Source organism: Haladaptatus sp. DYF46, from assembly GCF_021083305.1.
Classification (GTDB): Archaea; Halobacteriota; Halobacteria; order Halobacteriales; family Haladaptataceae; genus Haladaptatus.
The window spans coordinates 1573032-1599529 of sequence record NZ_JAJFAY010000001.1 but is presented as its reverse complement, the minus strand read 5'-3'; the positions used below and the strand labels follow the sequence as shown (position 1 = coordinate 1599529).

The 26498-nt window shown below is 63.5% G+C and carries 29 protein-coding genes; 18 read left to right on the top strand and 11 right to left on the bottom strand.

Features of this window, described 5'->3' with window-relative positions:
- Window position 1: 1 nt before the first annotated feature.
- The 3 genes from LJF34_RS08760 to LJF34_RS08750 all read right to left on the bottom strand — a co-directional run bounded on the left by LJF34_RS08760 (window position 2) and on the right by LJF34_RS08750 (window position 2806).
- Window positions 2-580: a response regulator gene (locus LJF34_RS08760; protein WP_231184582.1), complete on the bottom strand. Its 579-nt coding sequence runs from the start codon at window positions 578-580 to the stop codon at window positions 2-4.
- Between the two features lie 285 nt (window positions 581-865).
- Window positions 866-1516: a helix-turn-helix domain-containing protein gene (locus LJF34_RS08755; protein WP_231184577.1), complete on the bottom strand. Its 651-nt coding sequence runs from the start codon at window positions 1514-1516 to the stop codon at window positions 866-868.
- Window positions 1517-1756: 240 nt separating this feature from the next.
- On the bottom strand, window positions 1757-2806 hold the full coding sequence (locus tag LJF34_RS08750) for an NAD(P)-dependent glycerol-1-phosphate dehydrogenase (RefSeq protein WP_231184576.1): 1050 nt from the start codon (window positions 2804-2806) through the stop codon (window positions 1757-1759).
- 236 nt (window positions 2807-3042) lie between these two features.
- Between LJF34_RS08750 and LJF34_RS08745 the strand changes: the two genes are divergently transcribed.
- From LJF34_RS08745 to LJF34_RS08735, 3 genes are all read left to right on the top strand, one after another.
- Window positions 3043-3894, top strand: a complete 852-nt coding sequence (locus LJF34_RS08745; protein WP_231184575.1) for an NmrA/HSCARG family protein — start codon at window positions 3043-3045, stop codon at window positions 3892-3894.
- 70 nt (window positions 3895-3964) lie between these two features.
- Entirely contained in the window at window positions 3965-4504 is a 540-nt protein-coding gene (locus LJF34_RS08740; RefSeq protein ID WP_231184574.1) for a gamma carbonic anhydrase family protein, read from the top strand.
- Window positions 4505-4627: 123 nt separating this feature from the next.
- Entirely contained in the window at window positions 4628-6166 is a 1539-nt protein-coding gene (locus tag LJF34_RS08735) for a trehalose-6-phosphate synthase (protein WP_231184573.1), read from the top strand.
- Window position 6167: 1 nt separating this feature from the next.
- Here the strand turns inward: LJF34_RS08735 and LJF34_RS08730 are convergent, their stop codons facing one another.
- Window positions 6168-7541, bottom strand: coding sequence for a nicotinate phosphoribosyltransferase (locus tag LJF34_RS08730; protein WP_231184572.1), 1374 nt, complete (start codon window positions 7539-7541; stop codon window positions 6168-6170).
- Between the two features lie 101 nt (window positions 7542-7642).
- On the opposite strand from LJF34_RS08730, the gene LJF34_RS28900 reads away from it, so the two are divergent.
- The 4 genes from LJF34_RS28900 to LJF34_RS08715 all read left to right on the top strand — a co-directional run bounded on the left by LJF34_RS28900 (window position 7643) and on the right by LJF34_RS08715 (window position 10679).
- Window positions 7643-7774 carry a hypothetical protein gene (locus LJF34_RS28900; protein WP_255665796.1) on the top strand — a complete coding sequence of 44 codons (132 nt, stop codon included), beginning with the start codon at window positions 7643-7645 and terminating at the stop codon, window positions 7772-7774.
- A gap of 90 nt (window positions 7775-7864) precedes the next feature.
- Entirely contained in the window at window positions 7865-9202 is a 1338-nt protein-coding gene (locus LJF34_RS08725) for a RimK family alpha-L-glutamate ligase (RefSeq protein WP_231184569.1), read from the top strand.
- 57 nt (window positions 9203-9259) lie between these two features.
- Window positions 9260-10483 carry an HAD family hydrolase gene (locus LJF34_RS08720; RefSeq protein WP_231184567.1) on the top strand — a complete coding sequence of 408 codons (1224 nt, stop codon included), beginning with the start codon at window positions 9260-9262 and terminating at the stop codon, window positions 10481-10483.
- Window positions 10484-10535: 52 nt separating this feature from the next.
- Window positions 10536-10679, top strand: a complete 144-nt coding sequence (locus tag LJF34_RS08715) for a YHS domain-containing protein (protein ID WP_231184566.1) — start codon at window positions 10536-10538, stop codon at window positions 10677-10679.
- A gap of 2 nt (window positions 10680-10681) precedes the next feature.
- Here LJF34_RS08715 and LJF34_RS08710 read toward each other — a convergent pair whose 3' ends face one another.
- Together LJF34_RS08710 and LJF34_RS08705 are read right to left on the bottom strand one after the other, a co-directional pair.
- Window positions 10682-11326, bottom strand: a complete 645-nt coding sequence (locus LJF34_RS08710) for a hypothetical protein (RefSeq protein ID WP_231184563.1) — start codon at window positions 11324-11326, stop codon at window positions 10682-10684.
- Between the two features lie 117 nt (window positions 11327-11443).
- On the bottom strand, window positions 11444-11710 hold the full coding sequence (locus LJF34_RS08705) for a hypothetical protein (RefSeq protein WP_231184561.1): 267 nt from the start codon (window positions 11708-11710) through the stop codon (window positions 11444-11446).
- A gap of 100 nt (window positions 11711-11810) precedes the next feature.
- Between LJF34_RS08705 and LJF34_RS08700 the strand changes: the two genes are divergently transcribed.
- On the top strand, window positions 11811-12725 hold the full coding sequence (locus LJF34_RS08700; RefSeq protein ID WP_231184560.1) for a dihydrodipicolinate synthase family protein: 915 nt from the start codon (window positions 11811-11813) through the stop codon (window positions 12723-12725).
- Between the two features lie 106 nt (window positions 12726-12831).
- On the top strand, window positions 12832-13680 hold the full coding sequence (locus LJF34_RS08695; protein WP_231184559.1) for a NosD domain-containing protein: 849 nt from the start codon (window positions 12832-12834) through the stop codon (window positions 13678-13680).
- Here the strand turns inward: LJF34_RS08695 and LJF34_RS08690 are convergent.
- Entirely contained in the window at window positions 13664-14767 is a 1104-nt protein-coding gene (locus LJF34_RS08690; RefSeq protein WP_231184556.1) for a cellulase family glycosylhydrolase, read from the bottom strand. The two genes, LJF34_RS08695 and LJF34_RS08690, sit on opposite strands and share 17 nt — an antisense overlap.
- A gap of 331 nt (window positions 14768-15098) precedes the next feature.
- Between LJF34_RS08690 and LJF34_RS28895 the strand changes: the two genes are divergently transcribed.
- The 4 genes from LJF34_RS28895 to LJF34_RS08675 all read left to right on the top strand — a co-directional run bounded on the left by LJF34_RS28895 (window position 15099) and on the right by LJF34_RS08675 (window position 19261).
- On the top strand, window positions 15099-15224 hold the full coding sequence (locus LJF34_RS28895; protein WP_255665794.1) for a hypothetical protein: 126 nt from the start codon (window positions 15099-15101) through the stop codon (window positions 15222-15224).
- A 50-nt stretch (window positions 15225-15274) separates the two neighbouring features.
- Window positions 15275-16513, top strand: coding sequence for a mandelate racemase/muconate lactonizing enzyme family protein (locus LJF34_RS08685; RefSeq protein WP_231184553.1), 1239 nt, complete (start codon window positions 15275-15277; stop codon window positions 16511-16513).
- Between the two features lie 460 nt (window positions 16514-16973).
- Window positions 16974-18659 (top strand): PQQ-binding-like beta-propeller repeat protein, encoded by a 1686-nt coding sequence (locus tag LJF34_RS08680; protein WP_231184551.1) that lies wholly within the window; start codon window positions 16974-16976, stop codon window positions 18657-18659.
- Between the two features lie 110 nt (window positions 18660-18769).
- Window positions 18770-19261 carry an NUDIX hydrolase gene (locus tag LJF34_RS08675; protein WP_231184549.1) on the top strand — a complete coding sequence of 164 codons (492 nt, stop codon included), beginning with the start codon at window positions 18770-18772 and terminating at the stop codon, window positions 19259-19261.
- A gap of 22 nt (window positions 19262-19283) precedes the next feature.
- Here LJF34_RS08675 and LJF34_RS08670 read toward each other — a convergent pair whose 3' ends face one another.
- Window positions 19284-19646, bottom strand: a complete 363-nt coding sequence (locus LJF34_RS08670; RefSeq protein ID WP_231184547.1) for a hypothetical protein — start codon at window positions 19644-19646, stop codon at window positions 19284-19286.
- A 76-nt stretch (window positions 19647-19722) separates the two neighbouring features.
- Between LJF34_RS08670 and LJF34_RS08665 the strand changes: the two genes are divergently transcribed.
- The gene (locus LJF34_RS08665) at window positions 19723-20259 is read left to right on the top strand and encodes a hypothetical protein (RefSeq protein ID WP_231184545.1); all 537 of its coding nucleotides are present in this window, start codon (window positions 19723-19725) and stop codon (window positions 20257-20259) included.
- Between the two features lie 2 nt (window positions 20260-20261).
- Here the strand turns inward: LJF34_RS08665 and LJF34_RS08660 are convergent, their stop codons facing one another.
- Entirely contained in the window at window positions 20262-20891 is a 630-nt protein-coding gene (locus LJF34_RS08660; RefSeq protein WP_231184543.1) for a rubrerythrin family protein, read from the bottom strand.
- A 71-nt stretch (window positions 20892-20962) separates the two neighbouring features.
- Between LJF34_RS08660 and LJF34_RS08655 the strand changes: the two genes are divergently transcribed.
- On the top strand, window positions 20963-22117 hold the full coding sequence (locus LJF34_RS08655) for an MBL fold metallo-hydrolase (protein ID WP_231184541.1): 1155 nt from the start codon (window positions 20963-20965) through the stop codon (window positions 22115-22117).
- 83 nt (window positions 22118-22200) lie between these two features.
- Here LJF34_RS08655 and LJF34_RS08650 read toward each other — a convergent pair whose 3' ends face one another.
- Window positions 22201-22989 (bottom strand): YihY/virulence factor BrkB family protein, encoded by a 789-nt coding sequence (locus LJF34_RS08650; RefSeq protein ID WP_231184539.1) that lies wholly within the window; start codon window positions 22987-22989, stop codon window positions 22201-22203.
- A 130-nt stretch (window positions 22990-23119) separates the two neighbouring features.
- Between LJF34_RS08650 and LJF34_RS08645 the strand changes: the two genes are divergently transcribed.
- Window positions 23120-23704 (top strand): flavin reductase family protein, encoded by a 585-nt coding sequence (locus LJF34_RS08645; RefSeq protein ID WP_231184537.1) that lies wholly within the window; start codon window positions 23120-23122, stop codon window positions 23702-23704.
- On the top strand, window positions 23701-24501 hold the full coding sequence (locus LJF34_RS08640) for an AAC(3) family N-acetyltransferase (protein WP_231184533.1): 801 nt from the start codon (window positions 23701-23703) through the stop codon (window positions 24499-24501). The genes LJF34_RS08645 and LJF34_RS08640 overlap by 4 nt, the downstream gene beginning before the upstream one ends.
- 1 nt (window position 24502) lies before the next feature.
- Here LJF34_RS08640 and LJF34_RS08635 read toward each other — a convergent pair whose 3' ends face one another.
- Entirely contained in the window at window positions 24503-24835 is a 333-nt protein-coding gene (locus LJF34_RS08635) for a 2Fe-2S iron-sulfur cluster binding domain-containing protein (protein WP_231184532.1), read from the bottom strand.
- A gap of 123 nt (window positions 24836-24958) precedes the next feature.
- Between LJF34_RS08635 and LJF34_RS08630 the strand changes: the two genes are divergently transcribed.
- Entirely contained in the window at window positions 24959-26326 is a 1368-nt protein-coding gene (locus LJF34_RS08630) for a geranylgeranyl reductase family protein (RefSeq protein WP_231184531.1), read from the top strand.
- The last annotated feature ends 172 nt before the right edge of the window (window positions 26327-26498 follow it).

Sequence of the window (26498 nt, the reverse complement as noted above, 5' to 3'; positions counted from 1 at the left end):
CTTACGTCCCTTCGGGAGCGACAGCGTTGGTGGTCAGTTCCATGTCCAACTCGGCGTCGTCCATCCGGTCCACCGTCGTCGAAAGCGACCGTTTCAGGCTTCGTATCTCCGAGATCAGTGCTTGGTACTCCTCGTGGTTCTCCAGTTCTGACTGGCCGATTCGCGTTTGGAGGGCTGCCTGCTTCGACGAGAGCGCGAGGAGTCTCCGAACGTCGGTCGAGTAGGTCGACCGGCGGAGGAGACTCTTCACGACGTCGTGTAGTTCGCTCGGTTCGGTGACGGGCTTGACGACGTACGTGTCGTAGCCCAGCGCGAGCACGTCGAAGCTCGGTTCGACGGCCGTCACCATCCCGACCCGGCAGTCGATGCCGCGGCTTCGAATCGTTTCCAGAACGTCGTCGCCGCTCGTCTCGGGCATGTCTCTGTCGAGGAGGACGACGTCGAGCGAGTCGTCGAGCGATGCGAGCGCTTCCGCACCGCTGTATGCGATTCGAACGTCGTACTCGTCTTCGAGCCACCGGGCAAACAGGTCGGCAATCGGCTGTTCGTCGTCGACGACGAGTATTCGGTGGTCACTCATTCGTGGTCTCCCGGTCGATGGACGGACGGATTCCGGACTGATACGGACGATGGCGTTGTCCACTGTTCGTTATGGAGGGTTCCACTTTCCGACCGCGGGTGGAAGGGCTGAATCTCTTCGAGAGTTTCGGACGTACCCCTAACGGTGTGGCTGTAATGCGGATGAAAGTGCCCACCATCGTCGCCGTTTCCGAGCGTCCGGTCACGTAGAAACGATGTGGCCCGAAGTAGTTGAGACCACATGTTTCCTACGAAACACACTTAAGTGCCTTGCTGATTCAACGAGCTATCCATTCATCGGACGGAGTAATCCGGCGATGAGGTTCGCATATCCGCGTCGAAGACGACCACCGACGGCCTGTGGAGAGATTCCCAGTTCGTCGGCTAACCCTTCACGCGTGATTCCGCGCGGTTGTTCGAAGTATCCCCCCTCGTAGGCAGCGACGAGCGTTTCCCGTTGTGCGGGTGTGACACCCGCGGAATCGTGAACCGCCCGTTCCTGCATGGAGTATACCCGTTCGACCTGCAGCGGAATTTCCTCGTGTTGACAGAACGTCTGGAACGTAGACATCTCCTCCTGTGCCGGAAACCGAAGATGAAACGTCCAGTCGTCCGCCGTCCCGTTCGCTTCCACGATAGTCGCGTTGGCTTCTTCGACTCCGTGGACGAGGTTCGTGATCTCGTCGTTCCATTCGACGTGGAACAACGTATCATCGGTCCGAGTGTCGATCCTTGTGAGCGTGTTGACGGCCGGTTCGGTGCGTGCTGCCGCCTCGAACCGACTGATATCGTCACCGCGCGCCCAGAAGAAAGGGAACATCGACATTCCTACCGGGACGACACGTTCGAGTTCGATTTGCACCTGCGAATCCGCACGCAACGCGCGGCCGAGTGCAAATTCGTCGGCGGATATCGAAATCTCAACGATGGAACTCATATGTTTTCGATACCACCACGAGAAATCAGTTACGCTGGGGTATTCAATGTTGTTGCCAAATTCGAGCATAATCGCCGTCGTCTCATCGAAAAACGTTACTGGAACGAAGTGCGTTCAATCTCCGAACCGAACGGCTATCGACTCCGTAATCCGTCACGTTCCTGCCGGTATCGATTCCGTAGTACTCGTATGGGGTTCACGAATCGACGTTCCATTCGAACGAAATCCAACGCGTACTATTCAGATTACTTTCGTCGTCTCCGCCGCCTCGAACGCGGCCGCTCGACTCATTCCGTTTCCGAGGATGGTGTACCGGTCCCGAATCCTGTGGGCCGTCGTGAGCGCTTCGACCACGGTGTCGGCGTCGATCCCCAACCCCTCCGCCGTCGTCGGCGCGCCGATGGTCGCGAGCGCGTCGCGGATGCCCCGCCAGTCGCCGCCGTGGAGGTACTCCGTGATGATGGACCCGACGCCTACCTGATGACCGTGCAGCGCCGCCCCCGGCGCGATTCGGTCGAGTTGGTGCGAGAACAGGTGTTCGGCTCCGCTGGCCGGTCGCGACGAGTCGGCGATACTCATGGCGACGCCCGAGGAGACGAGCGCTTTCACGACGACCCACGCCGACTCCTCCAGCCCGGGTCGGATGGTGTCGGCGTTGTCCACCAGCATCTCCGCGGTCATTTCCGCCAGCGTCGCGGCGTACTCGTGGAACTCGACGTTCTGGAGCCGCTTCGCCAACCGCCAGTCCTCGACGGCCGTGTAGTTGCTGATGATGTCGGCACACCCCGCGGTCGTGAGTTCCCACGGTGCGTCCGCGATGATTTCCGTGTCCGCCACGACGGCGAGCGGCGGTTCCGCGGCCACGCTGTGGCGCGTGTCCTTCTCCGGGACCGACCCCCGCCCGCTGACGATGCCGTCGTGACTCGCCGCCGTCGGAATCGAGACGAACCCTCGCCCGAGTTCGTCGCTCGCCATCTTGGCGATGTCGATGGCCTTCCCGCCACCCACGCCGACGAGATAGCCCGGTTCCACCTCGTTCGCCACGTCGATGACCCGCTGTACGGACGCGAAACTCGCCTCCTCGATGACCACGGTTTCGACTCCCCACCCGGCTTCTTCGAACTGGTCCGCGACGCGTCGTCCCGCCACCTCGTTCGGCGTCGGACTCGTCACGAGGAGCGGCGTCCCGTGCAGATGCAGTTCGTCGATGGCCGCCGTCGTCTCCGAGAGAACGCCATGGCCCACCACGACGTTCCGCGGCAGGCGAATCCACGAAGATTTCTCGAACATGTCCGACACTCTCTCGTGCGCAGTCAAACAGTTTCCCCTCCCGCGACGTGCCGAGGTCGTTCGGTCGGTTTCCGGATGGAGTTCTATCACGGCGGCTCGGTGCCCCCACTTTTCCAGCGCGACCGTCAGTTCGGGGTGGTCCTCGGTTCGCTCCTCGTCGGCTCGTCGTTGTTCTCTCGCTATCGCCGAACGCGGGCGACAACGACTAAGCGACTCCGCGGCGTTCTCTCCCCGTCATGCCACCGGAACGAGTGCTCGTGGCGGGAGCAACGGGAAGACAGGGAGGAGCGGTCGCGCGCCACCTCATTGAGAGGGGAGTCGAAGTTCACGCGCTGACGAGGGACCCGGGGAGCGATGCGTCACGGGAACTGGACGAGTTAGGTGCGGTAGTCGTGGAGGGCAACCTCTTGGACGAAGCGTCGCTCGCGCGTGCCATGGCCGACATGGACGGCGTCTACGGCGTCACCACGTCGGAAGCGGGGTTGGACGCCGAGGTCGAACAGGGGACGAACCTCGGTGAGGCCGCCGCCGAACACGGCGTGGACCACTTCGTGTTCAGTTCGGTGTGGGGTGCCGACAGGGACAGCGGCGTGCCCTTTTTCGACACGAAACACACCATCGAACGCCGCCTCGCCAACCTCGATTTGCCGCTCACGGTCGTCAGGCCGGTGTCCTTCATGCAGAATCTGGAGGGCATGCGCGACGACGTGATGAACGAGACGCTGTCGATGCCGCTCGAACCGCGCGTTCCGATGTACCTGATAGACGTGGACGACATCGGCGCGATCGTCGCGGAGGCCTTCCACGGGCGGGCGAACTACGTCGAGCGGAGCATCGACATCGCGGGCGACGAACTCACCCTGTCGGCGATGGCGGTTCGACTCTCGGAGAGCATCGGCATCGACGTGACGGCGGACCACGTGCCCATCGACACCTTCGAAAAGCGGGCGGGGGAGGACTACGCGGCGATGTACCGCTGGCTCAATCGGCGGGAAGCGCCCATCGACCTCGCGGAACTGCGGGCGAACCACGACGCGGAGTTCACGCTGTTCGAGGAGTACCTCCGCGAACACGAATGGGGCGAGTAGGCGTTCTCGCGGAATCGTTCCGCTTTCGAACCCCCAGCAGAGCTTTGCCCCAGAACGTCGTGTCAGAGGTATGGTTCGAACGTACGGGTTCGAAGGGGGTGAACCGTCGATACACGAATCGGCCCACGTCTGCCGGGAGGCGACCGTGGTGGGAACCGTCGAAATCGACGCCGACGCGAGCGTCTGGCCGGGGGCCGTCCTCCGGGGCGACGTGGCTCCCGTCCGAATCGGCCGAGAATCGCACATCGGCGACAACGCGGTCCTACACGCCTCGACGGTCGGCGACCGGGTGATGGTCGGTCACGGGGCGGTGTTGAACGACGCGACGGTGGGCGACGGGGCGCTGGTCGGGTTCAACGCGACGATAAACACGGACGTAACGATCGGCGAGCGGAGCATCGTCGCGGCGGGGACCGTCACGCCCGAATCGGCCGAGATTCCGCCCGAATCGTTCGCTCGCGGTGTTCCCGCGCGCGTGACCCCGCTCGCGGAGACGACCATCGACGCGGAGGAAATTTTCGAGTCGTACTCCTCGGGGGAGTACACCGGACTCGCGGAACGTCACGGAGCGCTGTTCGAGGGGGACGGACAGGGGTCGAGTGACGGTTAGAACGCATCCAGGCGCGGGGAAAATGGTCTCGATCGGAATTTCGAGGGTAATAAAGGAACTTGCCAGCGCAACCCACGCAGTGATTGGTTTCACTCCCCGAGAAAGGAACGAGCGACAACCATAATGGACGAAACTGCAGATGGCACTCTCTCCGAACCGGAAGAAGGGGATGCCGCTTCCGCGACGCTTCCGCTCGGAAACCGCGAATTGGTCCTCGTGTCGAACAGGGAGCCATACGTTCACGAACGGGATGGGGACGAGATTCGAGTCGTCCGACCGGCGGGCGGCCTGACCTCGGCACTCGACCCGATGATGGCGAGCACCGGCGGCACGTGGGTCGCGTGGGGGAGCGGCGACGGCGACGAGGAGATGAGCGACGAGAACGGGTGTGTACGCGTGCCGCCCGACTCGCCCGCCTACGACCTGAAGCGCGTCTCCCTCACGGACGAACAGGTGACGAACTACTACTACGGGTACAGCAATCAGGTACTCTGGCCGCTGTGTCACTCCGACACGGCCAAGATGACGCCGAAACAGGAGTTCTGGCGACACTATCGCGAGACGAACGAGCACTTCGCGGACGCGATACGTGAGCAAGTGGACCCGTCGGAGGCGGTCGTCTGGTTTCAGGATTATCACTTCGCGCTCGCACCGCGAAGAATCCGCGAGGACGAACCGGACGCATTCTGCATGCAGTTCTGGCACATCCCGTGGCCGTCGTGGGACGTGCTCAGGAGTTGCCCGGAGTACGACGAACTCCTCGACGGACTGCTGGCGAACGACCTCCTCGGCTTCCACACCGACCGCTACTGCGAGAACTTCCTCGAATGCGTCTCGGCGGCGTTGGACGCCGAGGTAAACCACGAGGAGAAGACGATTCGCTACGAGGGGCGGACGATTCGCGTCGAATCGTTCCCGCTCGGCATCGACGCGGCGGAACGACGACGCCTCGCGGGGTCGGCGGAAACGGACGAGGCGTGGGAGTCGCTTCGGGAGGCGTATCCGCTCGGGGCGGAGCGGTTGGCAGTCGGGGTCGACAGGTTGGATTACACGAAGGGAATCGAACAGCGGTTGGCCGCCCTCGAACTGCTGTGGGAGCGACATTCCGAATGGCGTGGACGCTTCACCTACGTCCAGAAGGCGAGCGTGAGTCGCAGTCGAATCGACGACTACCAGCGCGTCCGGGAGACGGTGACGGACGAAGTCGAACGGATCAACGAACGCTTCGGAACGGAGACGTGGCAACCCATCGTCTACATCGAGGACCGACTGTCGGTCGCCAAACTGGCCGCCCTGTACCGGGAGTCGGACGTGGCCCTCGTGAGTTCGATTCGGGACGGGATGAACCTCGTGGCGAAGGAGTACGTGGCGTCGCAGGTGGACGAACCCGGCGTGTTAGTCCTCAGCGAACTCGTCGGCGCACACGAGAATCTCGGCGACGCGGCGTTGACGGTGCATCCGAACGACACCGAGTCGTTCGCGGACGGCATCGAGGAAGCCCTGACGATGGACCTCTCCGACCGGGAAAGTCGAATGGATCGGTTGTGGTCCGAAGTCGAGGAGAACGATATCGAGGCGTGGAAACACGACGTGGTTCAGCGGGCGGGCGAACTGCTGGCGGAGCGAGACGGCGAGGGCGTAAAGCGGGGCGAGAGGGCGTAACTCATCGGGCTTCCAACTCGGCCTGTACGTCGTCAGCCAGTTCACGAAGGTCGTCGCTGATTTCGACGGGATAGGTGGCCGGGGAGCGCAACGCTCGGCACTCGTCGGGTAGTTTTCGTCGGCGTTCGCCCGCCCGGTCGGCGATGGCTCCGAGTTCGGGCGGGTCGGAGACTCGTTCCCCGTCCTCGAAGATGGGTACGAGTTGTTCCTCGCCGGGACCGTCCTCGCCGCGCAACCCGAGGATATCGCGCTCGTAGCCGTCCTCACCGACGCGGCGAACGCTTTTCGCGCCGGGATACGTGACCTTGCCGGACGACAGTTTCATGCTCGGGCGCATCTCGCCGTCGCGCTCGATCTCGGTGAGTTTGTACACGAGGTCGAGGGACGGGGCGTCCCGACTCGTCGTCAGCGCGGTGCCGGGACCGAACCCCGTCGCCACGCCGCCGTCGCGGAGGAAGTCGGCGATTTTGTGCTCGTCCATGCTGGAGGAGACGAAAATCGGGCGGTCCCCGACGATTTCGGCGACGTCCTTCGAGAGCGGGGCGAGGTCGCCCGAATCGAGTCGCACGCCGACCTCGGCGTCGTAGTTTTCGGCCACGTCCATCGCCAGTTTCGCGCCCTCGACGGTGTCGTAGGTGTCCACGAGCAGGATCGTGTCCTCGTGAAATCGGTCGAGGAACGCCTCGAACGCTTCGCGTTCGTCCTCGAAACTCTGTATCCACGAATGGGCCATCGTCCCGTAGACGGGAAGCGAGAACTCCTCACCGGCGGCGACGAGCGAGGTGCCGTCGAACCCGCCAATGGCGGCGGCGCGGGCGGCCTTCATCCCGGCGTCGGTACCGTGGGAGCGCCGAGCACCGAAATCGACGAGCGACTGGTCGTCGCCGTGCCGTTCGACCGCCTCGCGCATTCGAGCGGCTTTCGACGCCACGAGGGTTTGGAAGCCGACTTGATTCAACAATACCGTTTCGAACAGTTGGGCTTGGAAGATGGGCGCGGTCACTTCCAGCAGGGGTTCGTCGGGAAAGACGGGCGTACCCTCGGGGAGCGCCCGTACCGTTCCCGTGAACTCGAACTCCGCGAGTCGAGCGAGGAAGTCCTCGTCGAACCCCCGATTTCGAAGGTAGTCGATGGCTCGGTCGCCGAACGAGAGGTCCTCGACGTACGCCATCGCCTGTTCCAACCCGGCGGCGAGGAGGTAGCCCCTGTCCGCCGGAAGCCGCCGGAAGAAGAGGCTGAACGTCGCTCGCGGGTCGTGATCCGCGGCGTGGTAGCCCTGCAGCATCGTCAACTCGTAGAGGTCGGTGAACAGTCCCAGATTCTCGGGCGTTACGTAGCCGAACCCCTCTCCGTTCCCCGTATCGGTCCCCACCATAGCCACCGTGACGACGCCGCGCCAGTAATAGTTGGGGGCGGGAACGTTCGCCGACGAAATCCGGCGAGAGGCGTTTATTCGTGGAACACCTACGTGGTCGCATGAACTTGGAATCGCTCAAACCCGATTTCCTCACGCCGAACTGGAAATGTCACTCGTGCGGGAAGAAGTACTGGCGCAACCGTCGCCAGTGCAGCAAATGCCAGAGTACCGTCTTCGACCGAATCCGCTAGGGCGAAGACGGAACTATTCTCCACGAACGTCGGAAACTGCTAGTAACAGAGCAATAAGTGTTTTGAGCTAAGTTAGCCAATGACATACCAATGTCGGGAGAAACGACGGTACGGGTCGGTGTTTTGAGCCTTCACAACAGCAAGGAGACGAAAGCCATTTTGAACGCCGTCGAAGCGTTGGGTCACGAACCCGTCTGGCTTCGTCGGGAGAACACGTCCGTCGAGATACGGGACGGCGAACTCGTCCTCGAACCGGACGTGGACGTCATCGCAAATCGGTTGTTGCTCTCGAAAACCGAGTATCCCGACGAACTGCTCGGTCTCGTGAACATGTTCGCGAGCATCGTCCCGACGCTCAACCGACCGATGTCGGTGTTACGAGCGACGCACAAATTCGCCGCCGCGGTGCGGTTGGCGGAGGAAGGGATTCGGGTTCCTGATGCCATCCTCGCGCTTTCCACGGAGCGACTCAACGAACTCTGTGAACCGTACGGCTCCGAGGCGGTGTACAAGACGGCCATCGGGACCCACGGCGGCGGGACGTGGAAGGTAGATTTGAACGCCCCCATCAGCTCCCGCGTCGGAAAGCGACAGGCGTTCGTCCAGCAACTCATCGAACAGGGGGAGGACGGTCCGCACAGCGACCTCCGGGTCTACGTCGTCGGTGACTCCGTCATCGGCGGGATGATCCGCTCGGCCCCGGAGGAGGAGTGGCGGACGAACGTCGCACTCGGCGGCGACGTGAGCGCGGCGGGCGACGTACTCACGGACGAGGTCGCACGGATAGCGCTCGACGCGGCGGACGCCATCGGCCTCGACTACGCCGGTGTGGACCTCATCCGGAACGAGGAGGACTGGTACGTCCTCGAAGTCAACCCGACCGCCGGGTTCAAGGGGTTCTTCGAGGCGACCGGCCACAGTCCGGCACCGCACATCGCCCGCGCCGCCATCGAGACGGCGGGCGGGTCCGTAGACGAGGACCGAGTCGTGGACCTGACCGCGACGCTCGACGACGCCGTCCCGTCCTGTAAACCCACCACCGGCCGCCGCGAACTATCGGAGCAACCGACCATCGGGTACACGACGGAAGTCGTCGTCAGCGGGACGACGGGGTCGGCGACGGTCGTCGCCAAATCCGACACCGGCGCGAGTCGGACGAGCATCGACACCGGTATCGCCGCCGACGTCGGCGCGGGGCCGATTCGACGGACTTCGCGGATCCGCTCGGGAAGTTCGAAGTCGAGTCGAACGCGTCCGGTGGTCGATATCGTCGTCGGCATCGCCGGGAACCACTACACCGTCTCCGCAAATATTGAGGACCGGAGCCACATGGAAAACCCCGTCCTCCTCGGCCGCGATATCCTCGAACACTATCAGGTGGACATCAGCAAGCGGGTCGGCGAGGAGGACACCACCATCGAGGAGTAACGGGCAAACGCATCCACTGCCCCCGACCTTTATCCCGGAAAGCGACCCACTTCCAGTATGGAACGCTACGACGCCCTCTATCGGCTTTACGACGAGTTCGACGCGAAGACGCTCCGAGCGTATCAGGACTTCGTGGACGTGTTTCCGCCGGTCGATTCCCGCGTCGCGCTGGAACACTGGCAGTCCGCGAGCGACGAACTGGAGCGACGGAAGGACGAGATTCGGGACGGATTCGACGCGGGCGAAACCTACGCGGACGTGGCGGCCCACGCCACGCGCGACCAGGCGTTCACCGCGCTCGACCTCTACTCGAAGTACGGCCGGTCGGTGAACGCGCTCGTGTTGGACGTGGACGAGACGCTTCGGTCGGCGGGCGGAACGGACAACGAGATTCCGCGGGAGGTACTCAACCTGCTGACCGAGTTCCACGAGAAGGGCGTCCCCATCGTCGTCTGCACGGGTCAGACGTTGGAGAACGTGAAGGGGTTCACGATTCAGGGACTCGGCAACGAAATCGTCCACTCCGGGACGGTAAGCATCGTCTACGAGGCGGGGACGGGCGTGTTCACGCCGGGGCACGGCGCGGAGACGAAGCGGTTGCTGTTCGAGGAGCTAGACGAGGACATCCGTGACGTCTTCGACACGGTTCGCTCGCGGGTGCTCTCGTCCGCGCCGGAGGAACTCCGTCGGTGTACCCACTTGCAGGGCAACGAGTTCAACATCACGATGAAGCCGAACTTCGAGACTGGGAGTTCGCGGGCGGTGGAGGTCATCGACGACGCGCTGGTCTACCAACTCGACCTGCTCGGCGAGACGGTTGTCGAGGACGGAAGCGAGTGGGCGCGAGCGTACTACGCCGACAGCGACCCCGAGATTCGCGGCGTTCTCGAAGCGAAGGGTGGGACGCCCGACGCGGGAGTCGAGGAGATACCGGCGGACGTGCGGGACACCTTCGACCGAATCGACGTGGCCTACTACGAGGGCGACGCCGCCGAGATCGGAAGCCGGGAGTTGAACAAGGTCGTCGGCGTGGAAGCCGCGTTGGACGTCCTCGGCGTCGAGGATCCGTTCACGCTCGTCATGGGCGACAGCAAGAGCGACCTTCGCGTGATGCAGTGGGCGAACGAGAACGACTGCGGCATCGGTGCCGCGCCGGAACACGCATCGGGCGACGTGCTTGACCACGTGGTCCGTACCGACGAACTCATCTTCGACCGCGGGAAGGCGGGTGACGTGCTTCGGACGGTGTACGCCTTGAATCGGTTGGCGCGGTTGGGATAGGGTTGCTGATGCAGGCACAGCGGACTTTCCTTCGGCCCGCAAACCGTTCGGTATGAATGAATGTCCGGTCTGCGGTACGGAACTGTACGAGAATCGGGAAACGGAGTTCGTAACGCGCCACCTCGGCCGTCAGTATCGGTTCTGTTCGGACGACCATCGAGAGGAGTTCGAGGAGGCACCGGGCGAGTACCTCTGAACTCAGTCGTACCAGTACGCGCCGCCGACCACGGAGAGCGGAATCGTCGCGAGCCACAGGAAAATGCGGATCGCGAAGAGCCGAGGGGCGAGGAACGGATGGGCCGGTCCGACGTGGGACGTTTGAAGATAGTAGTAGGTGCCGCTCTCGTTGAGAAAGCGGAGAGGCCGAGGTATCTCCGACCCCGTTCGGACCTGTCCCGTTCGAATCGCCGTCCGGAGTTTGGGACCCGCTCGACCGGTTGCTGACTCCGGGTCGTACGTGACGTTCGCCAGCACGGTGGCGAACGAGACGTTCCGCGCCGTGAGTATAGTCGTCCCGTTTTTCGCCTCGACGGTCGGTTCGTAAAACCCGTCGCCGGTCTGGATGTACTCGTAGTCGGACCACGAACGCGAGAAGTTAGCGCCGACCGAAACGCCGCCGTGTATCGCCGCGAATTCGAATCCGCAGGTGCGAGCGAGCCTCGGGGAGCAGTATCGGACCGACGAGGACTGTCGAACGTAGTGGGTCGTGTGCGAGTGATCTAACTCGACCGCCCGATACTCGTATCGGAGGTCGTTACCGTCGGGAACCAACCAGAGCGTGTTCGCCGCGAACGCGAGAGCGAGGAGAAAGCAGAGCGCACCGATGACTCGCCGCCGATTCACGAGACCACCGCTCGTTCAGCCTTCATGACGGTATCGTGTCAGAATCCGATATAAGCTTTCTGTCGAAGGGAGATGAAACGGAAAAGAAACCGGGAGTGTGGGAGGCGTCGTGTCGACTCAGGCGTGAACCTGTACGCAGACGGTGTCGCCCGCTTCGACGGGACTGTGAACCGATAGCGGTTCGTGGTCGGATTCCCGGACGAGGGAGGTGTCCGATCGGATGCCGAGTCCGTCCGCGATTCCGGCGCTGACTTGCGGGCCGTAGCGCTCGCCGAGTTGTTCGACGACGTCCTCGACGGTTGCCTCGTCGGGGACGGCCACGCGTGCGTCGCGGGTTCCGGTGCGCGCGACCATCGGGCCGGTAAGTTTGACTGTGACGTTCATACTCACACGTTCGAACCCCTGCAACAAAAAGTTTACTCAGTCTCGAAAAACTGCTCCCGAGACGAAACCGCTTATTGGGTCGGGGGACGAGCGTCCGAGTATGTCGCACGCACCAGAACCGGGGACGGACGACCCGCTTTCCCTGCACGGCGTCGTTCCGCCCACGATTACGGCGTTTCACGAGGACGAGTCGGTGAACTACGAAGCCACGGCGGCCCATGCGCGGTACGTCGTGGACGGCGGCGTACACGGCGTCTTCCCGCTCGGAACGAACGGCGAGTTCCCGCTGCTGACCGGCGAGGAGAAACGCGGCGTCGTCGAAGCGGTCGTGGACGCCGTGGACGACGTGCCGGTCATCGCGGGCGTCGGCGCGCCGAGTACCTACGAAACCGTCGCGAACGCCGAACACGCCGAATCCGTCGGCGCGGACGGCCTCGTCGTCGTCACGCCGTACTACTACCCGTTGGATCACGATGCGGCGGTCGAACACTATCGACGGGTCTGTGCGGCCGTCGATCTGCCGGTGTACATCTACCACATCCCGAGCAAGACGGGCAACTCGTTGTCGCTCGACACCCTCGACGACCTCGCCGAGATTCCGAACCTCGCCGGACTCAAGGATTCGAGCAAGGACATCCCGTGGCTCGGACAGGCAATCGACGCCAACCCTGAACTGACGTTCCTCTCGGGGTCCGACTCGCTGATTCTTCCGGGGCTACAACTCGGCTGTACCGGAACGGTGAGCGCGGTCGCGAACGCGTTCCCGGAACTGATAGTCTCCCTCTACGACGCCTACGACGAGGGCGACGAGGAACGGGCCCGCGAACTCCAGAGCGAGGTGTATGCGATCCGGAGCGCGCTGAAGGGCGGGGCGTACATGGCGGGCGTGAAGACGGCGCTCGACGTGCTCGATTTGGACTTCTCCCCCGGCCCGCTACGGAGTCCGCTCCGGAAGATGGACGAATCCGACCGCGCGGCGCTCGAATCCGACCTTCGGGCGCTCGACATGCTCTGATTATCGGCGCGTACGGTCGGTTTCCCCGTTCACACGGGACCTTTCTTCCGAGTAGGCTACCCTTACGAGGAGAGCGTATAACAGGAACCCCGTCGTGCGTGGGACCATGCTTCCCTCGCGCGTTCTCGTCGTCGGGTTGGTTCTCCTCTGCGTCGTCGGTGGTGCCGCCCACGTCGGCGGTCCACCGGTCGCCAGCGCGACCGCCACATCGGCCACGGCAACCGCACCGCAAACCGCCACGACGGTCGGTTCCTGTACGGAAATCACGAAACCGGGACGCTACGTCCTCGCACACGACATCCACAACGGGAAGGCGGCCATCTCGACGGGGTGTATCAAAATCCGCACGGATGACGTGGTGTTCGACGGCGGCGGCCATACGTTGGACGGATACGGCGTCAGCGACACCAGCGGCGTTCACGTCGACGGCGCGTCGAACGTGACGGTACGAAACCTCCGAACGAAGGACTGGAATCGCGGCGTCTACGTACAGGATTCGTCCGCCGTGACGGTGCGCGACGTCGTCACTTTCAACAACGCCATCGGAATCGGCGTGACCGACGCCGACGCTCGGTTAGTGAACAACACGGTCAGGGACGGCCTTCGCGGCCTCGTCCTCGCGGACGCGTGGGACGACGACATTCACCGCAATCGAATCCACCACAACGACGCCATCGACATCTACGCGCCGATGGCGCTGGTGAACGTCTTCGGCGTGCAGTTCACCGTCGGACCACCGCTCGACCCCGACGGCGACGGACGTTACGAGGACGTGAGCGGTAACGGGAAAGTCGGCGTCGTGGACGCCGCGTCGCTCCCGATAGTCGCCGCGGCCGAGACGGTCGGATTCGCCGACATCCCCGAACAACAGCGGACCGCCCTCGACTTCGACGGAGACGGGAACTTCGACCACGGCGACGTGATGGCGTACGCCGGACTCACGCCTTCCGAATGACCTCCTTCGCCCAGTCGGGCCACTCCTTTCGTTCCCGTCCGTCGAACTCGCCGTCGCCGGACATGGCCTTGAGGGCGCTCGCGTCCTCCGTGCTCCAGACCGCACCGTCCTCGTGGAAGACGCCGTTCAGGATGCCGCGCTTTCGCTGGCTCAGCATGTAGGCCGGTTTGAGCATGAGCGACCAGAAGAAGTTGCCGACGCCCGACTTTTTGATGACGGGTGCGAGCGACGCGTAATCCGGGCCGCGCTGGGCCACGGACACCTCCTTCTGTCCCCACCCGAAGTCGGCGACGCGCTGCCACTCGGTCAACCAGACGGGCATGTTGACGCTCCGTTTGAGTTCGTTCGCTTGCTGCAGAACGCCGCTGTAGATGTCCGTCGTGTTCGGGTAGTTGTAGTGAAACTGTATCACGTCGATTCCCCAGTCGTAGTAGTCCGTGGCGTTTGCGAAACTCGTCGCGCCGACGGTCAGCGGGACGTCGCCACGCCGCTGACGCGTGAACTCGAACATCTCGCGGGCGAACCGCTTCTTCCACGGCCGCCATCCGGGTTCGTTCATCACTTCGATTGCGAGGACGCGTTCGTCGTCGCGGTAGCGGTTCATCACCCAGTCGGTGAATCGCTTCGGCCCGTCCCATTTGTCGGCGTTTCGCATCACTCGTTTTCCCGGCGACCAGACCGACGTTCCCGTCCACGGGTCGGTGTCGTGCAGGTTCTGCGGCGTCGGCGGACGACCCACTCCCTCGAAGACGCCGAGGAGGACCCGGATGCCGTGCGAGTCGGCGGTCGAAAGGAAGTGGTCGAGCGCGCGGCCGAACGACGCTCGGTCCTCCTGCCACGCCTCGTAACTCAACCACGTTCGAATCGCGTTCAGGTTCAGTCGGTCGGCGAACCCCATGTCGCGCTCCGTGACGCCGCGTTCGTATGTGTGCCACATCTGGAAGGAGTTCATCGCTCGGGCCGGGAGGTACATCGCCCCCCGAATATCCACCGGCGGACCCCATGCGTCGGCGACGCATCCGGCGAGAGAAACCGCGGACGCGGCACCGGCTGCGAGGAACCCCCGTCTCGTACACCGATGAGTCATGGAATCGCCGACAACGGCGGGGCACCTGAAAGTAGCGGTGCTACTCCTGATAGTTCCGGCCGACGGTCGGGAGCGACGGTTCGAAACCGCTCTCGCGGTCGGTTCCGAGGGAATGGAGGCTCAAAACCGCACGTCATCGGTAAATCGATCGACCGTTTCGCACCCGTCATCGCGGTTAGTCGGTGTATAATCGATACGGGGAGCGACCGTTCGGACGACGAGCGGAGATGATCGGACGCGGTTCGACGGACGAGAACGGTGGGCCTATCGCGGGTCGTAATCGGTTAACTGGTGAATAGTAAGGATGTGAGGCGTCGAAGGAGTAACCGAGATGCCTGAACAGCAGACCGAACCGCGGGTGGTCGGGTACTATCGACGCGGGAGATACGAACTTCGGACCGAAGATTCCGTCCACGCGTGGATCAGCGCGGAAGTTCCAGTCGACGTGCACCAGTAATAACGGACGATACCACGTGAACTTTTACTCCCGGCGGAGTACCCGCCGGTATGGGACGCGACTATTCGACGCTGCACGACCCCAACGCAGAGTACACGATGCGCAACCTCTCCGGCGAGACGATGGGTGCGACGGCATCCCGTGGAAGCAAGCGCGACATCGAAATCACCGACGTTCAGACGACGATGGTCGACGGCAACTTCCCGTGGACGCTCGTCCGCGTGTACACCGACGCCGGAATCGTCGGCACCGGTGAGGCCTACTGGGGTGCCGGTGTCCCCGAACTCATCGAGCGAATGAAGCCGTTCGTCGTCGGCGAGAACCCGCTCGACATCGACCGACTCTACGAACATCTCGTCCAGAAGATGTCCGGCGAAGGCTCCATCGAGGGCGTCACCATCACGGCCATCTCCGGCATCGAAATCGCCCTCCACGACCTCGCGGGCAAAATTCTCGACATCCCCGCCTACCAACTCCTCGGCGGAAAGTACCGCGACAAGATTCGCGTGTACTGTGACTGTCACACCGCCGACGAGGCGGACCCGGACGCCTGTGCCGCCGAGGCTGAACGTGTCGTCTCCGAACTCGGCTACGACGCGCTCAAGTTCGACCTCGACGTCCCCTCGGGTCTCGAAAAGGACCGCGCGAATCGCCACCTTCGCAACGGGGAAATCCGCCACAAAGCCGAAATCGTGGAAAAGGTCACGGAACAAGTGAAGGACCGCGCGGACGTCGCGTTCGACTGTCACTGGTCGTTCTCGGCCGGAAGCGCACAGCGTCTCGCCAAGGCCGTCGAGGACTTCGACGTGTGGTGGCTCGAAGACCCCGTTCCGCCGGAGAACCTCGAAGTGCAAGAGGAAGTGACGAAATCCACGACGACGCCCATCGCCGTCGGTGAAAACCGCTATCGAGTCACCGAGGAGCGCCGTCTCATCGAGAACCTCGCCGTGGACATCATCGCGCCCGACCTGCCGAAGGTCGGCGGCATGCGCGAAACCCGCAAAATCGCGGACGTGGCCAACCAGTACTACGTGCCGGTCGCCATGCACAACGTCTCCTCGCCGGTGGCGACGATGGCGAGCGCCCAAGTCGGTGCCGCCATCCCGAACTCGCTGGCCGTCGAATACCACTCCTATCAACTCGGCTGGTGGGAGGACCTCGTGGAAGAGGACGTCATCGAGGACGGCTACATCACCGTTCCCGAGAAACCCGGTCTCGGCCTGACGCTCGACATGGACGCCGTGGAGGCGCACATGGTCGAGGGTGAGGAATTGTTTGATGAGGCGTAGCCTCATCAAGCCAGCAGATTTCCAATTTGCGTCGTTCGACGAAGAGTACTCTTCGTCGAGCCAGTGAATCTCTGATTCACGCTGTTCGACGAAGCGTAAGCTTCCTCAAGCCAGCGGAGTTCTACTCCGCGTTGTTCGACGCGGCATACGCCGCGTCGAGCCAACGAATCTTCGATTCGTGCTGTTCGACGAGGAATAACTTCAAGGACCCCGTGACGATTGAAGACGGAGATGCGTTTCAGGGGTCACATTCACCCCTCGAAGAACAGATCTCCTTCTGATAATTGCGCCTCACAAGGAGGTATGGATTCGATACTGTCGCCCCCAAATCGCCGATAGAAGCGAAATTCGAAATAGTACGACTGTTTTCGGACAGATGTATCCGATGTCACTATCAGAAAGTTTTTTAAGCATTTAATCTGCACAAAGTATATTCGGTGGCAATTCTTCCAAAAGGAGCATGCACGCGACAAATCGGCGCGATTTTCTCAAGGCGGCAGCGATTCTCGGCACCACTGCCGCGGTCGGTAGCGAATTCGTACTCCCCGCGATGGGGGCCGACGACGCGGGGGGTTCGTGGACGACGTTCCGCGGAAACGCGGGCCGAACCGGTGCCACGGAGGAGAGCGGTCCCGGATCGAACGTGACCACCGAACGGTCGTTCGATATGAACGGCGGCATGTACACGACCGAACCCGTCGTCGCGGATGGAACGGTGTACATGGCGGTGACGACGGCGCTCACCCCGTCGTCCAGCGAGGGGTACGTCGCCGCCTACGACCCCGACGCGGACGAAACGGTGTGGAAGCGTGATGATATCTCCCGACCGGGGACCCCCACGGTCGGCGATGGGACCGTCTACTTCGGTACGCGCGGTTCCGAGGACGCCAGCGGGACGGGATTCTTCGCCGTGGACAGCGGTACCGGCGAGACGAAATGGCACGTGGAGGAATCCAACCGGATGGACAACCCGTTGGTCGCGGACGGGGGATTGTTCGCCGACGTGTCCGGAGGAATCGCGCGGTTCGACCCCGACACGGGTGACGTCGTCTGGAAAACCGAGGCCGCCAGCGGGGTCACGTGTTTCGGTGACGGGGCGCTCTTTTGCGGGAACGGTGTCGCGCTGAACGCGGACGACGGGTCGGTTCGATGGGACGTCTCCGGGGATGGCGACGTCCTGCAAACGGTCGCGGACGGTCGGGTGTTCAGCACGGAGAACCGAAGCGGCGAGTACGCCATCAAAGCGCGGTCGGTGGAGGACGGCCGCGAACTGTGGACCCACACCCTCGCGATGAGCGGATACTGGTTCGGCAACCGACTGACGGTCGCCAACGGGTGTGTCTTTTACCGCATAAACGACGCGATACAGGCTCTCGAAGTCGAAAACGGCTACGACGCGTGGACGTACGAAGCGGACGCGTCGCTCGCTGGTGCCGTGTCCGTCGCAGGAGATACGCTGTACGCCGGCGGGCGAGCGGACCCGGAGACGGAAACCGGAGACGCGGTCGTTCTGGCGCTGAACACGACGACCGGCGAATTGGACTGGCGACACGAGTTCGGGGAATGGGACACCGAGGAGTACGGTCCGGCGGCCAACTCGCCCGTCGTCGTGAACGGAAAGGTGTACACGGCGACGTACCCGTTGGGTTCGACGACGGACTGGATGTACACGAGGTACGGGGATTTTCACGTCCTCGGGAACGCCGAAGACCCGACGACTACGCCGACCGAGGAGACGACCACTGAAGAAACCGAGACGACGACCGAGGAACCCACGACGGGCAAAACAACCACGACCAGCGAGACCACGACGACCGCCACGGAACCGACAACCACCGCGGGCAAAACGACCACGACGACCGCAAGCGAGAACACCACATCGGTCTCGACGACGGACACCACGACGACGAAAACGACGACACCGGGGACGACGATGTCCGAAACGACGACCACGACAACGACCACGTCGGGAACGCCGGGCGCAACCGAAACGACGGGGTCGGGCGGAAACGGGAATCTCACTAGCACCACGACCGGGACGACGACCACCTCGGACGGACAACCCGGATTCGGTCTCCTCACCGCTCTCGGCGGGTTCGCCGGGGTCGGCGCGTACCTTCGGTCCAAAATTGAACGCGATGACTGACCACTGATCCCGGTGAACCGACCGCTTTCCAAACCGTCGCGTCGACCGAGGCGCGTCGAACCGATCCGGATATGGTTGTATTTTTGATAATCGGCCGAGGATGATGCGGTGTGTCTCACGAGTTTCCGCCGAAGACGCCGCGCGAACGACAGACGATTCGTCTCCCGGCGGCGAAACTGGCGTCGCTTCGGGACTGGGCGGTAGACGGCACCGGTCGGACTGCGGCGGCACGGGTTCGGGACGCGGACGAACGGATCGCCCTCGTCCAAAACGGCTGGTCCGAAGGATGGATTCTCCCGGGCGGTGGCGTCGAATTCGGTGAAACACCCGCCGAGGCGGCACGGCGGGAGGTGCGTGAGGAGACGGGTCTGGACGCGACCATCGACGCACCGCTGGTCGTTCTGGAGCAGTCGTACGTGGAGGTGGGAACCGGTGAGCAGCGGTTTTCTGCTCAGTACGTCGTGTACGCCGCGCGCGCCGACGGCGAAATACCCGATGCGTCGCGGTTGGGTGCGCACGAAGACGAGATTTCGGCGGCCCGGTGGTTCGGCGCACTTCCCGAGAACCTCCACGACGGAGACCTGCTTCGGAAGTATCTCTGAGTCGAACGCCGTCAAAACTCGATCACACCCGCAACTGCTCGATGACGGTCGTTCTGAACGCCGCCGCGACCGCACCGACCGCGATCAGCCACACCAGCACGATTTGGGCGGGCGTCGCGTTTCCGTCCGTTAGCCCCGTTCCGAGCAGGACGTGAACCCCGACGGAGAGCAGAAAGACGAGGAACGCGAAGTGCCAGACTCCATCGACGTAGAGGTCGGGATTGTACGAGAGCAGGACGTACGCGAGGAGAAGTGCGACGCCCAACGCGCCGAAAATCCCCGAGTTACCTCTCACGTCGAGGGCGTCCGCCAACGGACCGACGAGGGTGGTGATCGCCAGCGTCAGTGCGAACGTGAGGCTGAGAATCCGGGAGCCACTGACCATGGGGCGGGTTGTGTGAGTCGAGGTATAAATGTAGCTACACCGAACATATATTTCGTCACCGACGAAATAGGGAGGAATGAGCGGCGACCCGCGGTTTCGGGAAACACAGCGCTTCCGACAGGGGTGGCTGTGGGCGTTCCTGCTCGTCACGAACGTTCCGATACTCCTCCTGTTAGGGGTTATCTTCGCCGACGAGTACGGGGGAATCACCCGCGAAGCGATTCGAAACGGCGCGTTGACTCTGCTCGCGCTCGTCCTGCCGTTGGTCCTGATTCATCGGGCCGTCCTCGTGACCGAAGTGCGAGACGACGGACTGTATCTCAAATTCTTCCCGTTCCACCTCCGGTTTCGTCGGATTCCGTTCGAAGAGATTACGGCGGTCGAATCGTCCGAGTACAGCGCCATGCGCGACTACGGCGGGTGGGGAATCCGATGGGGTCTCTCGCTCACCCGCGACGGACTCTCGTGGGACGAAAAGGGAACGGCGTACATCGTGGACGGAAGCGAGGGCGTGCGAATCACGCGCGACGGAACGCGGCCCCTCCTCGTGGGGTCCGAACGCGCCGACGAACTTCGTCGAGCCATCGAGGACGGACGGCGACGACGGTACTGACCTCAACAGATGGGTTTCGGGTCCAGTCCCATCCCGGTCAGCGTGTCGGCGTAGTCGTCGTAGGCGACTTGCACGGTTTCCGTGGCCGCGTCGAAGGCCCGGTTCCAATCTCCATTGCTCTCACAGCGGTCGGAGAGAATACCCACGCCGTCCTCCACGTTCTCCCGCGTGTCGGCGCGCAAGTCGCGGAACACGTCCGCACGACGCTCGTCCGCCTCGTTGATGAAGAAACTCACCACTTGCAGGAGCGTCCGCTCCCCCACCAACGAGCGCCCGACGAGAGCGCCGCCGCGTTCGATGTCGTCGTCCAGTCCACGGAGGAAGTCGTGCATCGGATCGAGCGCGTCGCCGGGTTCGAACTCGTCCAGTTCCGCGACGACGCGCTCGTAGTGGCCTTGTTCTTGGTCGGCCAGTCGCTCGAACGTCTCCCGTGCGCGCTCGCTGTCGGCCCCCGCGGCCCACCCGTCGAACGTCTCGGCCGCGGTGTGTTCGCTTTCGGCCGCCGCGGCGAGTACGGTCCGCGGTTTGAGTTCGGCATCGGTGAGCGAGATGAGGAGTTGTTGTGAGCCGAGACGGTCGAGTTCGGTGGCTTTCTCGTCCGCTACTGCGTCGGCGAAGTCATCGGGGTGCATATCCGCGAGTCAACGACCGTTGGCATAACGTTTGGGCGACACCTTTTGCCGTCGTGTCGCGTACTACGCCCATGGCCGATACCCTCTCTCCGGCGGAGCTGTACGACCGACTCCAGCGAGGGGAGTCGCTCTCGATACTCGACGTCCGCAACCGCGACGAGTTCGAGGAGTGGCACATCGACGCGCCGCGGACGATACAGACGCCCTACGCCCAGCTCATGAGTGCGAAGGTCCGAGGCGAGGTTCCCGAACTCGCCGAGGAAATCGGAATCGACCCCGCGAGTCGGGACGGTCCTATCGTCGCGGTTTGTCCCCAGGGGGACGCGAGCGAAGCCGTCACGGAACTCCTCCGCGAGGAAGGCTACGACGTGCGGAACCTCGAAGACGGAATGGAGGGATGGGCGACGGTGTACGTGGCGCGCGAAATCGACGGCGGGTCCGAAACGATCGTCCAGTACGAACGCCCGTCCAGCGGCTGTCTGTCCTACCTCGTCGTTTCGGGGAACGAAGCCGCCGTCATCGACCCGTTGCGGTCGTTCGCCGACCGGTACGTCCACGATGCGGCGGAGCGGGACGCCGACCTCCGCTACGCCATCGACACGCACGTCCACGCGGACCACGTGAGCGGCCTCCGAGCGGTCGCGGAGCGGAGCGATGCCGAACCCCTACTCCCGGCAGGTGCGACGGAACGCGGCGTGGCGTTCGACGCCCGAATCGTGGAGGACGGCGACGAACTCGCGCTCGGCGACGCCACCCTGACCGCGATACACGCACCGGGCCACACCAGTGAGATGACGCTGTTCCGACTCGGCGACGTGCTGTTCAGCGCCGACACGCTGTTTTTGGACGGCATCGGACGGCCCGATTTGGAGGCGGGAAGCGACGGCGCACGCGCGCTCGCCGACTCCCTCTACGGGACGCTTCACGACCGCGTGCTGTCGCTTCCCGAGGGGACGCTCGTCGCGCCGGGACACGCGGATTCGGGGGCACGGCGAGGAAACGACGGGACGATTACTGAACGACTGGACGCGGTACGCGAATCGGTTCCCCTCCTGTCGCTCGACAGGGATTCGTTCGTGCGGCGGGTCGCGGACGACCTGCCGCCGCGGCCCGCCAACTTCGAGGAAATCGTCGCCGTGAACCTCGGGCGGGAAACCGTCGATACCGAGACGGCGTTCGAACTTGAACTCGGCCCGAACAACTGCGCGGTGTCGTCCGAACCGTGACGGCCTCCGGTGATGTCAGGACGTCCGGCGCGGTCGAGTTCCTCTTCGACTTCCCGTCCGTCGGATTGATGGGTATCGGAACCTCAGAGGGTCGCCGCCCGCCGGTCGGCGACGACGAGGTTAACGGCGGCCCCGACGAGCAGGAGGACGCCCGCGAAGTAGAGCCAGGTGAGAAAGAGGATGACTCCGGCAAGCGCCCCGTAGACGGGGGCTTTGCTGGCGATCTGTGCGTACAACTGAAATCCGCCTTGGAGGACGATCCAGCCGATGGCGGCGAAGATGGTTCCGGGAAGCGCTTCCCGGACGGTCATATCGATCGGCGGGAGGACGTAGTACAGCGGCAGGAACACCAACACGAGGCCGAGGAGAAGGACCACCGTCCCCGCGAAGTCGATGAACGGAATCCCCTCCAGGGTGGACGACCGAATCACCACGCCGATACCGACCATCAGGCCGACGCCGACCGCGACCGCGATCAGCGTGACGAACCCCTTCTTCAGTTGGTCGACCAGACCGGCCTCTGGGTCGTGTTGGTACACGTCCTCGAACGCGAGGAGGAGTCCGCGAAACAGTTTGAGCGCGCTCCAGAGCAGAACGACGGCGCTGAAGAGTGACGCGCTGGCCCGTGCCGAGGAGTTTCCGATCGCCTGCTCGAGGAACATCGCACCTTGGTCGGACAGCAGTCCCTTCGCCTGCTGGACGAGCGTATTGGCGAACTCCTGACCGCCGATGATGGTGCCGACGGTGAGCACGAGCAACGCGAGCGGAAATATCGAGACGAACGCGTAGTACGCGAAACTGGCCGCGAGAAATGTGATGTTTCTCTCCTGAATGACCGTGACGACCGACCGTGCCGACTCGGTGGCGCTCATACAGGGTGATGGGGTTCTCACGTAATGGGTGGTTCGGCTGTATAAATGATGGGTCGGGGCCTTCGAACCGTCTCCCGGCAGAGCCGACCGGACCCGAAATCCGTTTGGTAACCCACGCGAGACACTTCCCATGGAAATCGACCCGGAGACAGTCGGTTCGCTGTACCGGACGTTGGCTGGTGCCGTCGTTCCGCGGCCCATCGCGTGGGTGAGTACGCGGAGTCCCGACGGCGTGGACAACCTCGCGCCGTACAGCTTTTTCAACGTCGTGAGTTCCAAGCCGCCGGTCGTGATGTTCTCGCCGGTGGACGTGGAGGACGGCTTGAAGGACACGCCGAAAAACGTGCGGGACACCGGGGAATTCGTCGTCAACGTCGTCACCGAACCGCTCGCCGAGGCGATGAACGAGACGAGCGCGACGCTTCCGCACGGCGAAAGCGAGTTCGACCACGCCGGACTGGAGCGTGCGGAATCGACCGTCGTGGACGCGCCGCGCGTCGCCGACACGCCAGTCGCCTTCGAGTGTTCGCTGTACGAGATGGTTGACATCGGCGCGTCCACGATGGTACTCGGCGAAGTCGAGTGGGTCCACGTGGACGACGACGTGACCACGGACGGAAAGGTCGACGTGAACAAAATCGACGCCGTGGGCCGCCTCTCGGGTAGCCTCTATGCGCGGACGGACGACCGGTTCTCGATGGAACGACCGCCATGAGCGAAGGGGACGCGGTCGAACGAACGCCGGACCCGATAACGACCGAGCGACTGGTCTCCGACCTTCGAAATCTCGGACTCGCGGCGGGCGAAACCGTCCTCGTTCACTCGTCGCTTTCGGCACTCGGATGGGTTTCCGGCGGCGCGCCGGCGGCCGTGGACGCGCTCATGTCCGTCGTCACCGAGGAGGGGACGCTCGCGATGCCGACCCACTCCTCGCAGCTATCGGATCCGACGCACTGGGAGAACCCACCCGTCCCCGACGAGTGGGTGGAGCAAATCAAGGAGACGTCGCCGCCGTTCCGCCCGGAACTCACGCCGACGCGGGGCATGGGCGCAATCGCGGACTGCTTTCGGGACTATCCCGGCGTCATCAGGAGCAAGCACCCGACGTCGTCGTTCGCGGCGTGGGGCGCGGACGCGGAGTTCGTGGTTTCCGACCACGCGTACGATTCGTCGCTCGGCGAGCGGTCGCCCCTCGCGCGCCTCGATGACCTCGATGCACGGGTGCTTCGCCTCGGCGTGGACGCGAACACGTCGCTCCACTTGGCGGAGTATCGTGCGCAGTACGCCGGTAAATCGTTCGACGTGAACGGCGGGCCGATACTGGCGGACGGCGAACGCCGCTGGGTGACGTTCGAGGAACCGGAGGGCGAGGACGACTTCAGGGACATCGAGGCGGCGTTTGAGGAGAATCACGAGGTTCGTCACGGGCAGGTCGGCGAGGCTGATGCGACGCTCGTCTCGCAGCGGGAACTGGTCGCGTTCGGAACCGAGTGGATGGAGGGGAACAGATAACTCAGTCGTCCGCCGCGGCGGCGGATTCGTCCATCGCCTCGGCGTCGGCCTCGATGCTCGGCGGGTATTTGCCCCGGTCGAGTTTCAGGTCGCTCTGCGGTCGCGCCATGCAGGTGAGCGCGTAGTTTTCGGCTTCCTCCTCGGTCAGTCCGCGGGCGGCGGGTTGGGTGACGTCCCCGTCGACGATTTCCGCCGAGCAGGCGAGACACATGCCGACGCGACAGGAGTACTCCTGTGCGATGCCCTCCTCGATGCAGGCCTTGAGGATGGTCTGTTTGTCCGAGACCTCGATGGATTCGCCGGTGCCGACGAACTCGACGGTGTAATCGGTCATACCCCGGCGTACGAAACAACTCGGCAAAACTCTTTATGCACGCCGTCGTTCGTTTACCGTCCTCTTCACGAGGACACAATAGGGGATAAAGAGTTTTCTCGCTTCCCTCTCGTAGCGAAACGCATGAGCGAACGATACGATATGGTCGTCGTCGGTGCGGGAACGTCGGGGTGTTACGCCGCGGCGACCGTGGCCCGCGAGGGATACGACGTGGTGATCGTCGAGCGGAAGACGGAGGAGGAGGCGGGCCACATCGCGTGTGGCGACGCGCTGAAGGGGGCGGACGCCTTCCCCGAGGCGATTCCAAAGGAGAAACTCGAACCCGCGTTCACCAACACGGGCGTGGACCACGGGCGGTTCGAGATTCCGCGGGAGGACACGGTTCTCGAAATTCCCGTGCCCGGCGAACTCGCCGTCATCGACCGCTGGGAGTACGGACGGCGCATCATTCAGGGCGCGAAGGACGCCGGCGCGGAGTTCCACTACGACACGGTCGTTCAGGACGTGACGCAGGACGACGCCGGACGCGTGACGGGCGTTCGAGCGAAGCACGAGGGCGACGTGGTGGAGTACGAATCGGACCTCCTCATCGACGCCGCGGGGGCGCTCTCCCTGTTGCAGGACAAGACGGACTTCTCCGATTCGACGTTCGACACGAACGTCACCTACTCGCAGTTCTGTTCGGCCTACCGCGAAATCATCCACGTGGACGAACCGGTGGAGTGGGACGACGCCCTCGTGTTCAAACCCACCGACCGCGCCGCGGGCTATCTCTGGTACTTCCCGCGCACCAGCACGGAAATCAACGCCGGATTGGGTTTCCAGATGAACGAAAAGCCGATGGAACTCGTGGACGACCTGAAGCGCGACCTGCGCACCCGACCCGAGTTCCAGGGGGCGACCGTCGAGGACAAACTCGGCGCGGCGCTGCCGACCCGCCGACCGTACGATTCGGCCGTCGCACCCGGCTTTATCGCCGTCGGCGACGCGGCGGGCCACGTCAACCCGACGACCGGGGGCGGTATCGCGGGCGCGGCCTACGCGGGCAAGTATGCGGGTGAGCAGGCCATCGAGGCCTTCGAAACCGGGGACACGAGCGAACACGCCCTCTGGGAGTACAATCGACGCGTCATGGACCACTTCGGCGCGCGCTACGCGGGCCTCGACATCTACAACATCTTCACGACCGCCGTGGACGTGGACGACCTGATGGGGATGCTCGGCGCGCTTCCCGCCGAAAAACTGTCCGAGGCGCTGTACTCGGGGAGCGCCAACATCGGCCTGAAACTCAAACTCCAGACGGCGCTCGACGCCCGGGACCATTGGCGACTCGTCTACGACCTCTACAAGACGAAGAAGTTGGCCGACCGGGTCCTCGACCACTACGACCACTACCCGACCGACCCCCGCGGACTCCCGGCGTGGCAGGACGTCCGTGACGACCTGATGGACGACGTGTACGCGACCACCGGCGCGGTGCCGAAATACTGATTCCGACCACCCGTCGAATCCCACATCCGACCGTTCTCTGCTCGAATCCGGTGAGTTCCATATGACTCGACCGGGAGGGAAACGGAGGCGATCGACAAATGACATGCTATCTCATAGCACTGTTGCGGGTGTGGAAACCCGACGGAAGCAACAACGAACGGAAAAAGAGCGT

Excerpts from the sequence above, each read along its gene's own strand:
- LJF34_RS08760 (WP_231184582.1), bottom strand. The coding sequence starts at position 580 with ATGAGTGACCACCGAATACTCGTCGTCGACGACGAACAGCCGATTGCC.
- LJF34_RS08755 (WP_231184577.1), bottom strand. The coding sequence starts at position 1,516 with ATGAGTTCCATCGTTGAGATTTCGATATCCGCCGACGAATTTGCACTC.
- LJF34_RS08750 (WP_231184576.1), bottom strand. The coding sequence starts at position 2,806 with ATGTTCGAGAAATCTTCGTGGATTCGCCTGCCGCGGAACGTCGTGGTG.
- LJF34_RS08745 (WP_231184575.1), top strand. The coding sequence starts at position 3,043 with ATGCCACCGGAACGAGTGCTCGTGGCGGGAGCAACGGGAAGACAGGGA.
- LJF34_RS08740 (WP_231184574.1), top strand. The coding sequence starts at position 3,965 with ATGGTTCGAACGTACGGGTTCGAAGGGGGTGAACCGTCGATACACGAA.
- LJF34_RS08735 (WP_231184573.1), top strand. The coding sequence starts at position 4,628 with ATGGACGAAACTGCAGATGGCACTCTCTCCGAACCGGAAGAAGGGGAT.
- LJF34_RS08730 (WP_231184572.1), bottom strand. The coding sequence starts at position 7,541 with ATGGTGGGGACCGATACGGGGAACGGAGAGGGGTTCGGCTACGTAACG.
- LJF34_RS28900 (WP_255665796.1), top strand. The coding sequence starts at position 7,643 with ATGAACTTGGAATCGCTCAAACCCGATTTCCTCACGCCGAACTGGAAA.
- LJF34_RS08725 (WP_231184569.1), top strand. The coding sequence starts at position 7,865 with ATGTCGGGAGAAACGACGGTACGGGTCGGTGTTTTGAGCCTTCACAAC.
- LJF34_RS08720 (WP_231184567.1), top strand. The coding sequence starts at position 9,260 with ATGGAACGCTACGACGCCCTCTATCGGCTTTACGACGAGTTCGACGCG.
- LJF34_RS08715 (WP_231184566.1), top strand. The coding sequence starts at position 10,536 with ATGAATGAATGTCCGGTCTGCGGTACGGAACTGTACGAGAATCGGGAA.
- LJF34_RS08705 (WP_231184561.1), bottom strand. The coding sequence starts at position 11,710 with ATGAACGTCACAGTCAAACTTACCGGCCCGATGGTCGCGCGCACCGGA.
- LJF34_RS08700 (WP_231184560.1), top strand. The coding sequence starts at position 11,811 with ATGTCGCACGCACCAGAACCGGGGACGGACGACCCGCTTTCCCTGCAC.
- LJF34_RS08695 (WP_231184559.1), top strand. The coding sequence starts at position 12,832 with ATGCTTCCCTCGCGCGTTCTCGTCGTCGGGTTGGTTCTCCTCTGCGTC.
- LJF34_RS08690 (WP_231184556.1), bottom strand. The coding sequence starts at position 14,767 with ATGACTCATCGGTGTACGAGACGGGGGTTCCTCGCAGCCGGTGCCGCG.
- LJF34_RS28895 (WP_255665794.1), top strand. The coding sequence starts at position 15,099 with ATGCCTGAACAGCAGACCGAACCGCGGGTGGTCGGGTACTATCGACGC.
- LJF34_RS08685 (WP_231184553.1), top strand. The coding sequence starts at position 15,275 with ATGGGACGCGACTATTCGACGCTGCACGACCCCAACGCAGAGTACACG.
- LJF34_RS08680 (WP_231184551.1), top strand. The coding sequence starts at position 16,974 with ATGCACGCGACAAATCGGCGCGATTTTCTCAAGGCGGCAGCGATTCTC.
- LJF34_RS08670 (WP_231184547.1), bottom strand. The coding sequence starts at position 19,646 with ATGGTCAGTGGCTCCCGGATTCTCAGCCTCACGTTCGCACTGACGCTG.
- LJF34_RS08665 (WP_231184545.1), top strand. The coding sequence starts at position 19,723 with ATGAGCGGCGACCCGCGGTTTCGGGAAACACAGCGCTTCCGACAGGGG.
- LJF34_RS08660 (WP_231184543.1), bottom strand. The coding sequence starts at position 20,891 with ATGCACCCCGATGACTTCGCCGACGCAGTAGCGGACGAGAAAGCCACC.
- LJF34_RS08655 (WP_231184541.1), top strand. The coding sequence starts at position 20,963 with ATGGCCGATACCCTCTCTCCGGCGGAGCTGTACGACCGACTCCAGCGA.
- LJF34_RS08650 (WP_231184539.1), bottom strand. The coding sequence starts at position 22,989 with ATGAGCGCCACCGAGTCGGCACGGTCGGTCGTCACGGTCATTCAGGAG.
- LJF34_RS08645 (WP_231184537.1), top strand. The coding sequence starts at position 23,120 with ATGGAAATCGACCCGGAGACAGTCGGTTCGCTGTACCGGACGTTGGCT.
- LJF34_RS08640 (WP_231184533.1), top strand. The coding sequence starts at position 23,701 with ATGAGCGAAGGGGACGCGGTCGAACGAACGCCGGACCCGATAACGACC.
- LJF34_RS08635 (WP_231184532.1), bottom strand. The coding sequence starts at position 24,835 with ATGACCGATTACACCGTCGAGTTCGTCGGCACCGGCGAATCCATCGAG.
- LJF34_RS08630 (WP_231184531.1), top strand. The coding sequence starts at position 24,959 with ATGAGCGAACGATACGATATGGTCGTCGTCGGTGCGGGAACGTCGGGG.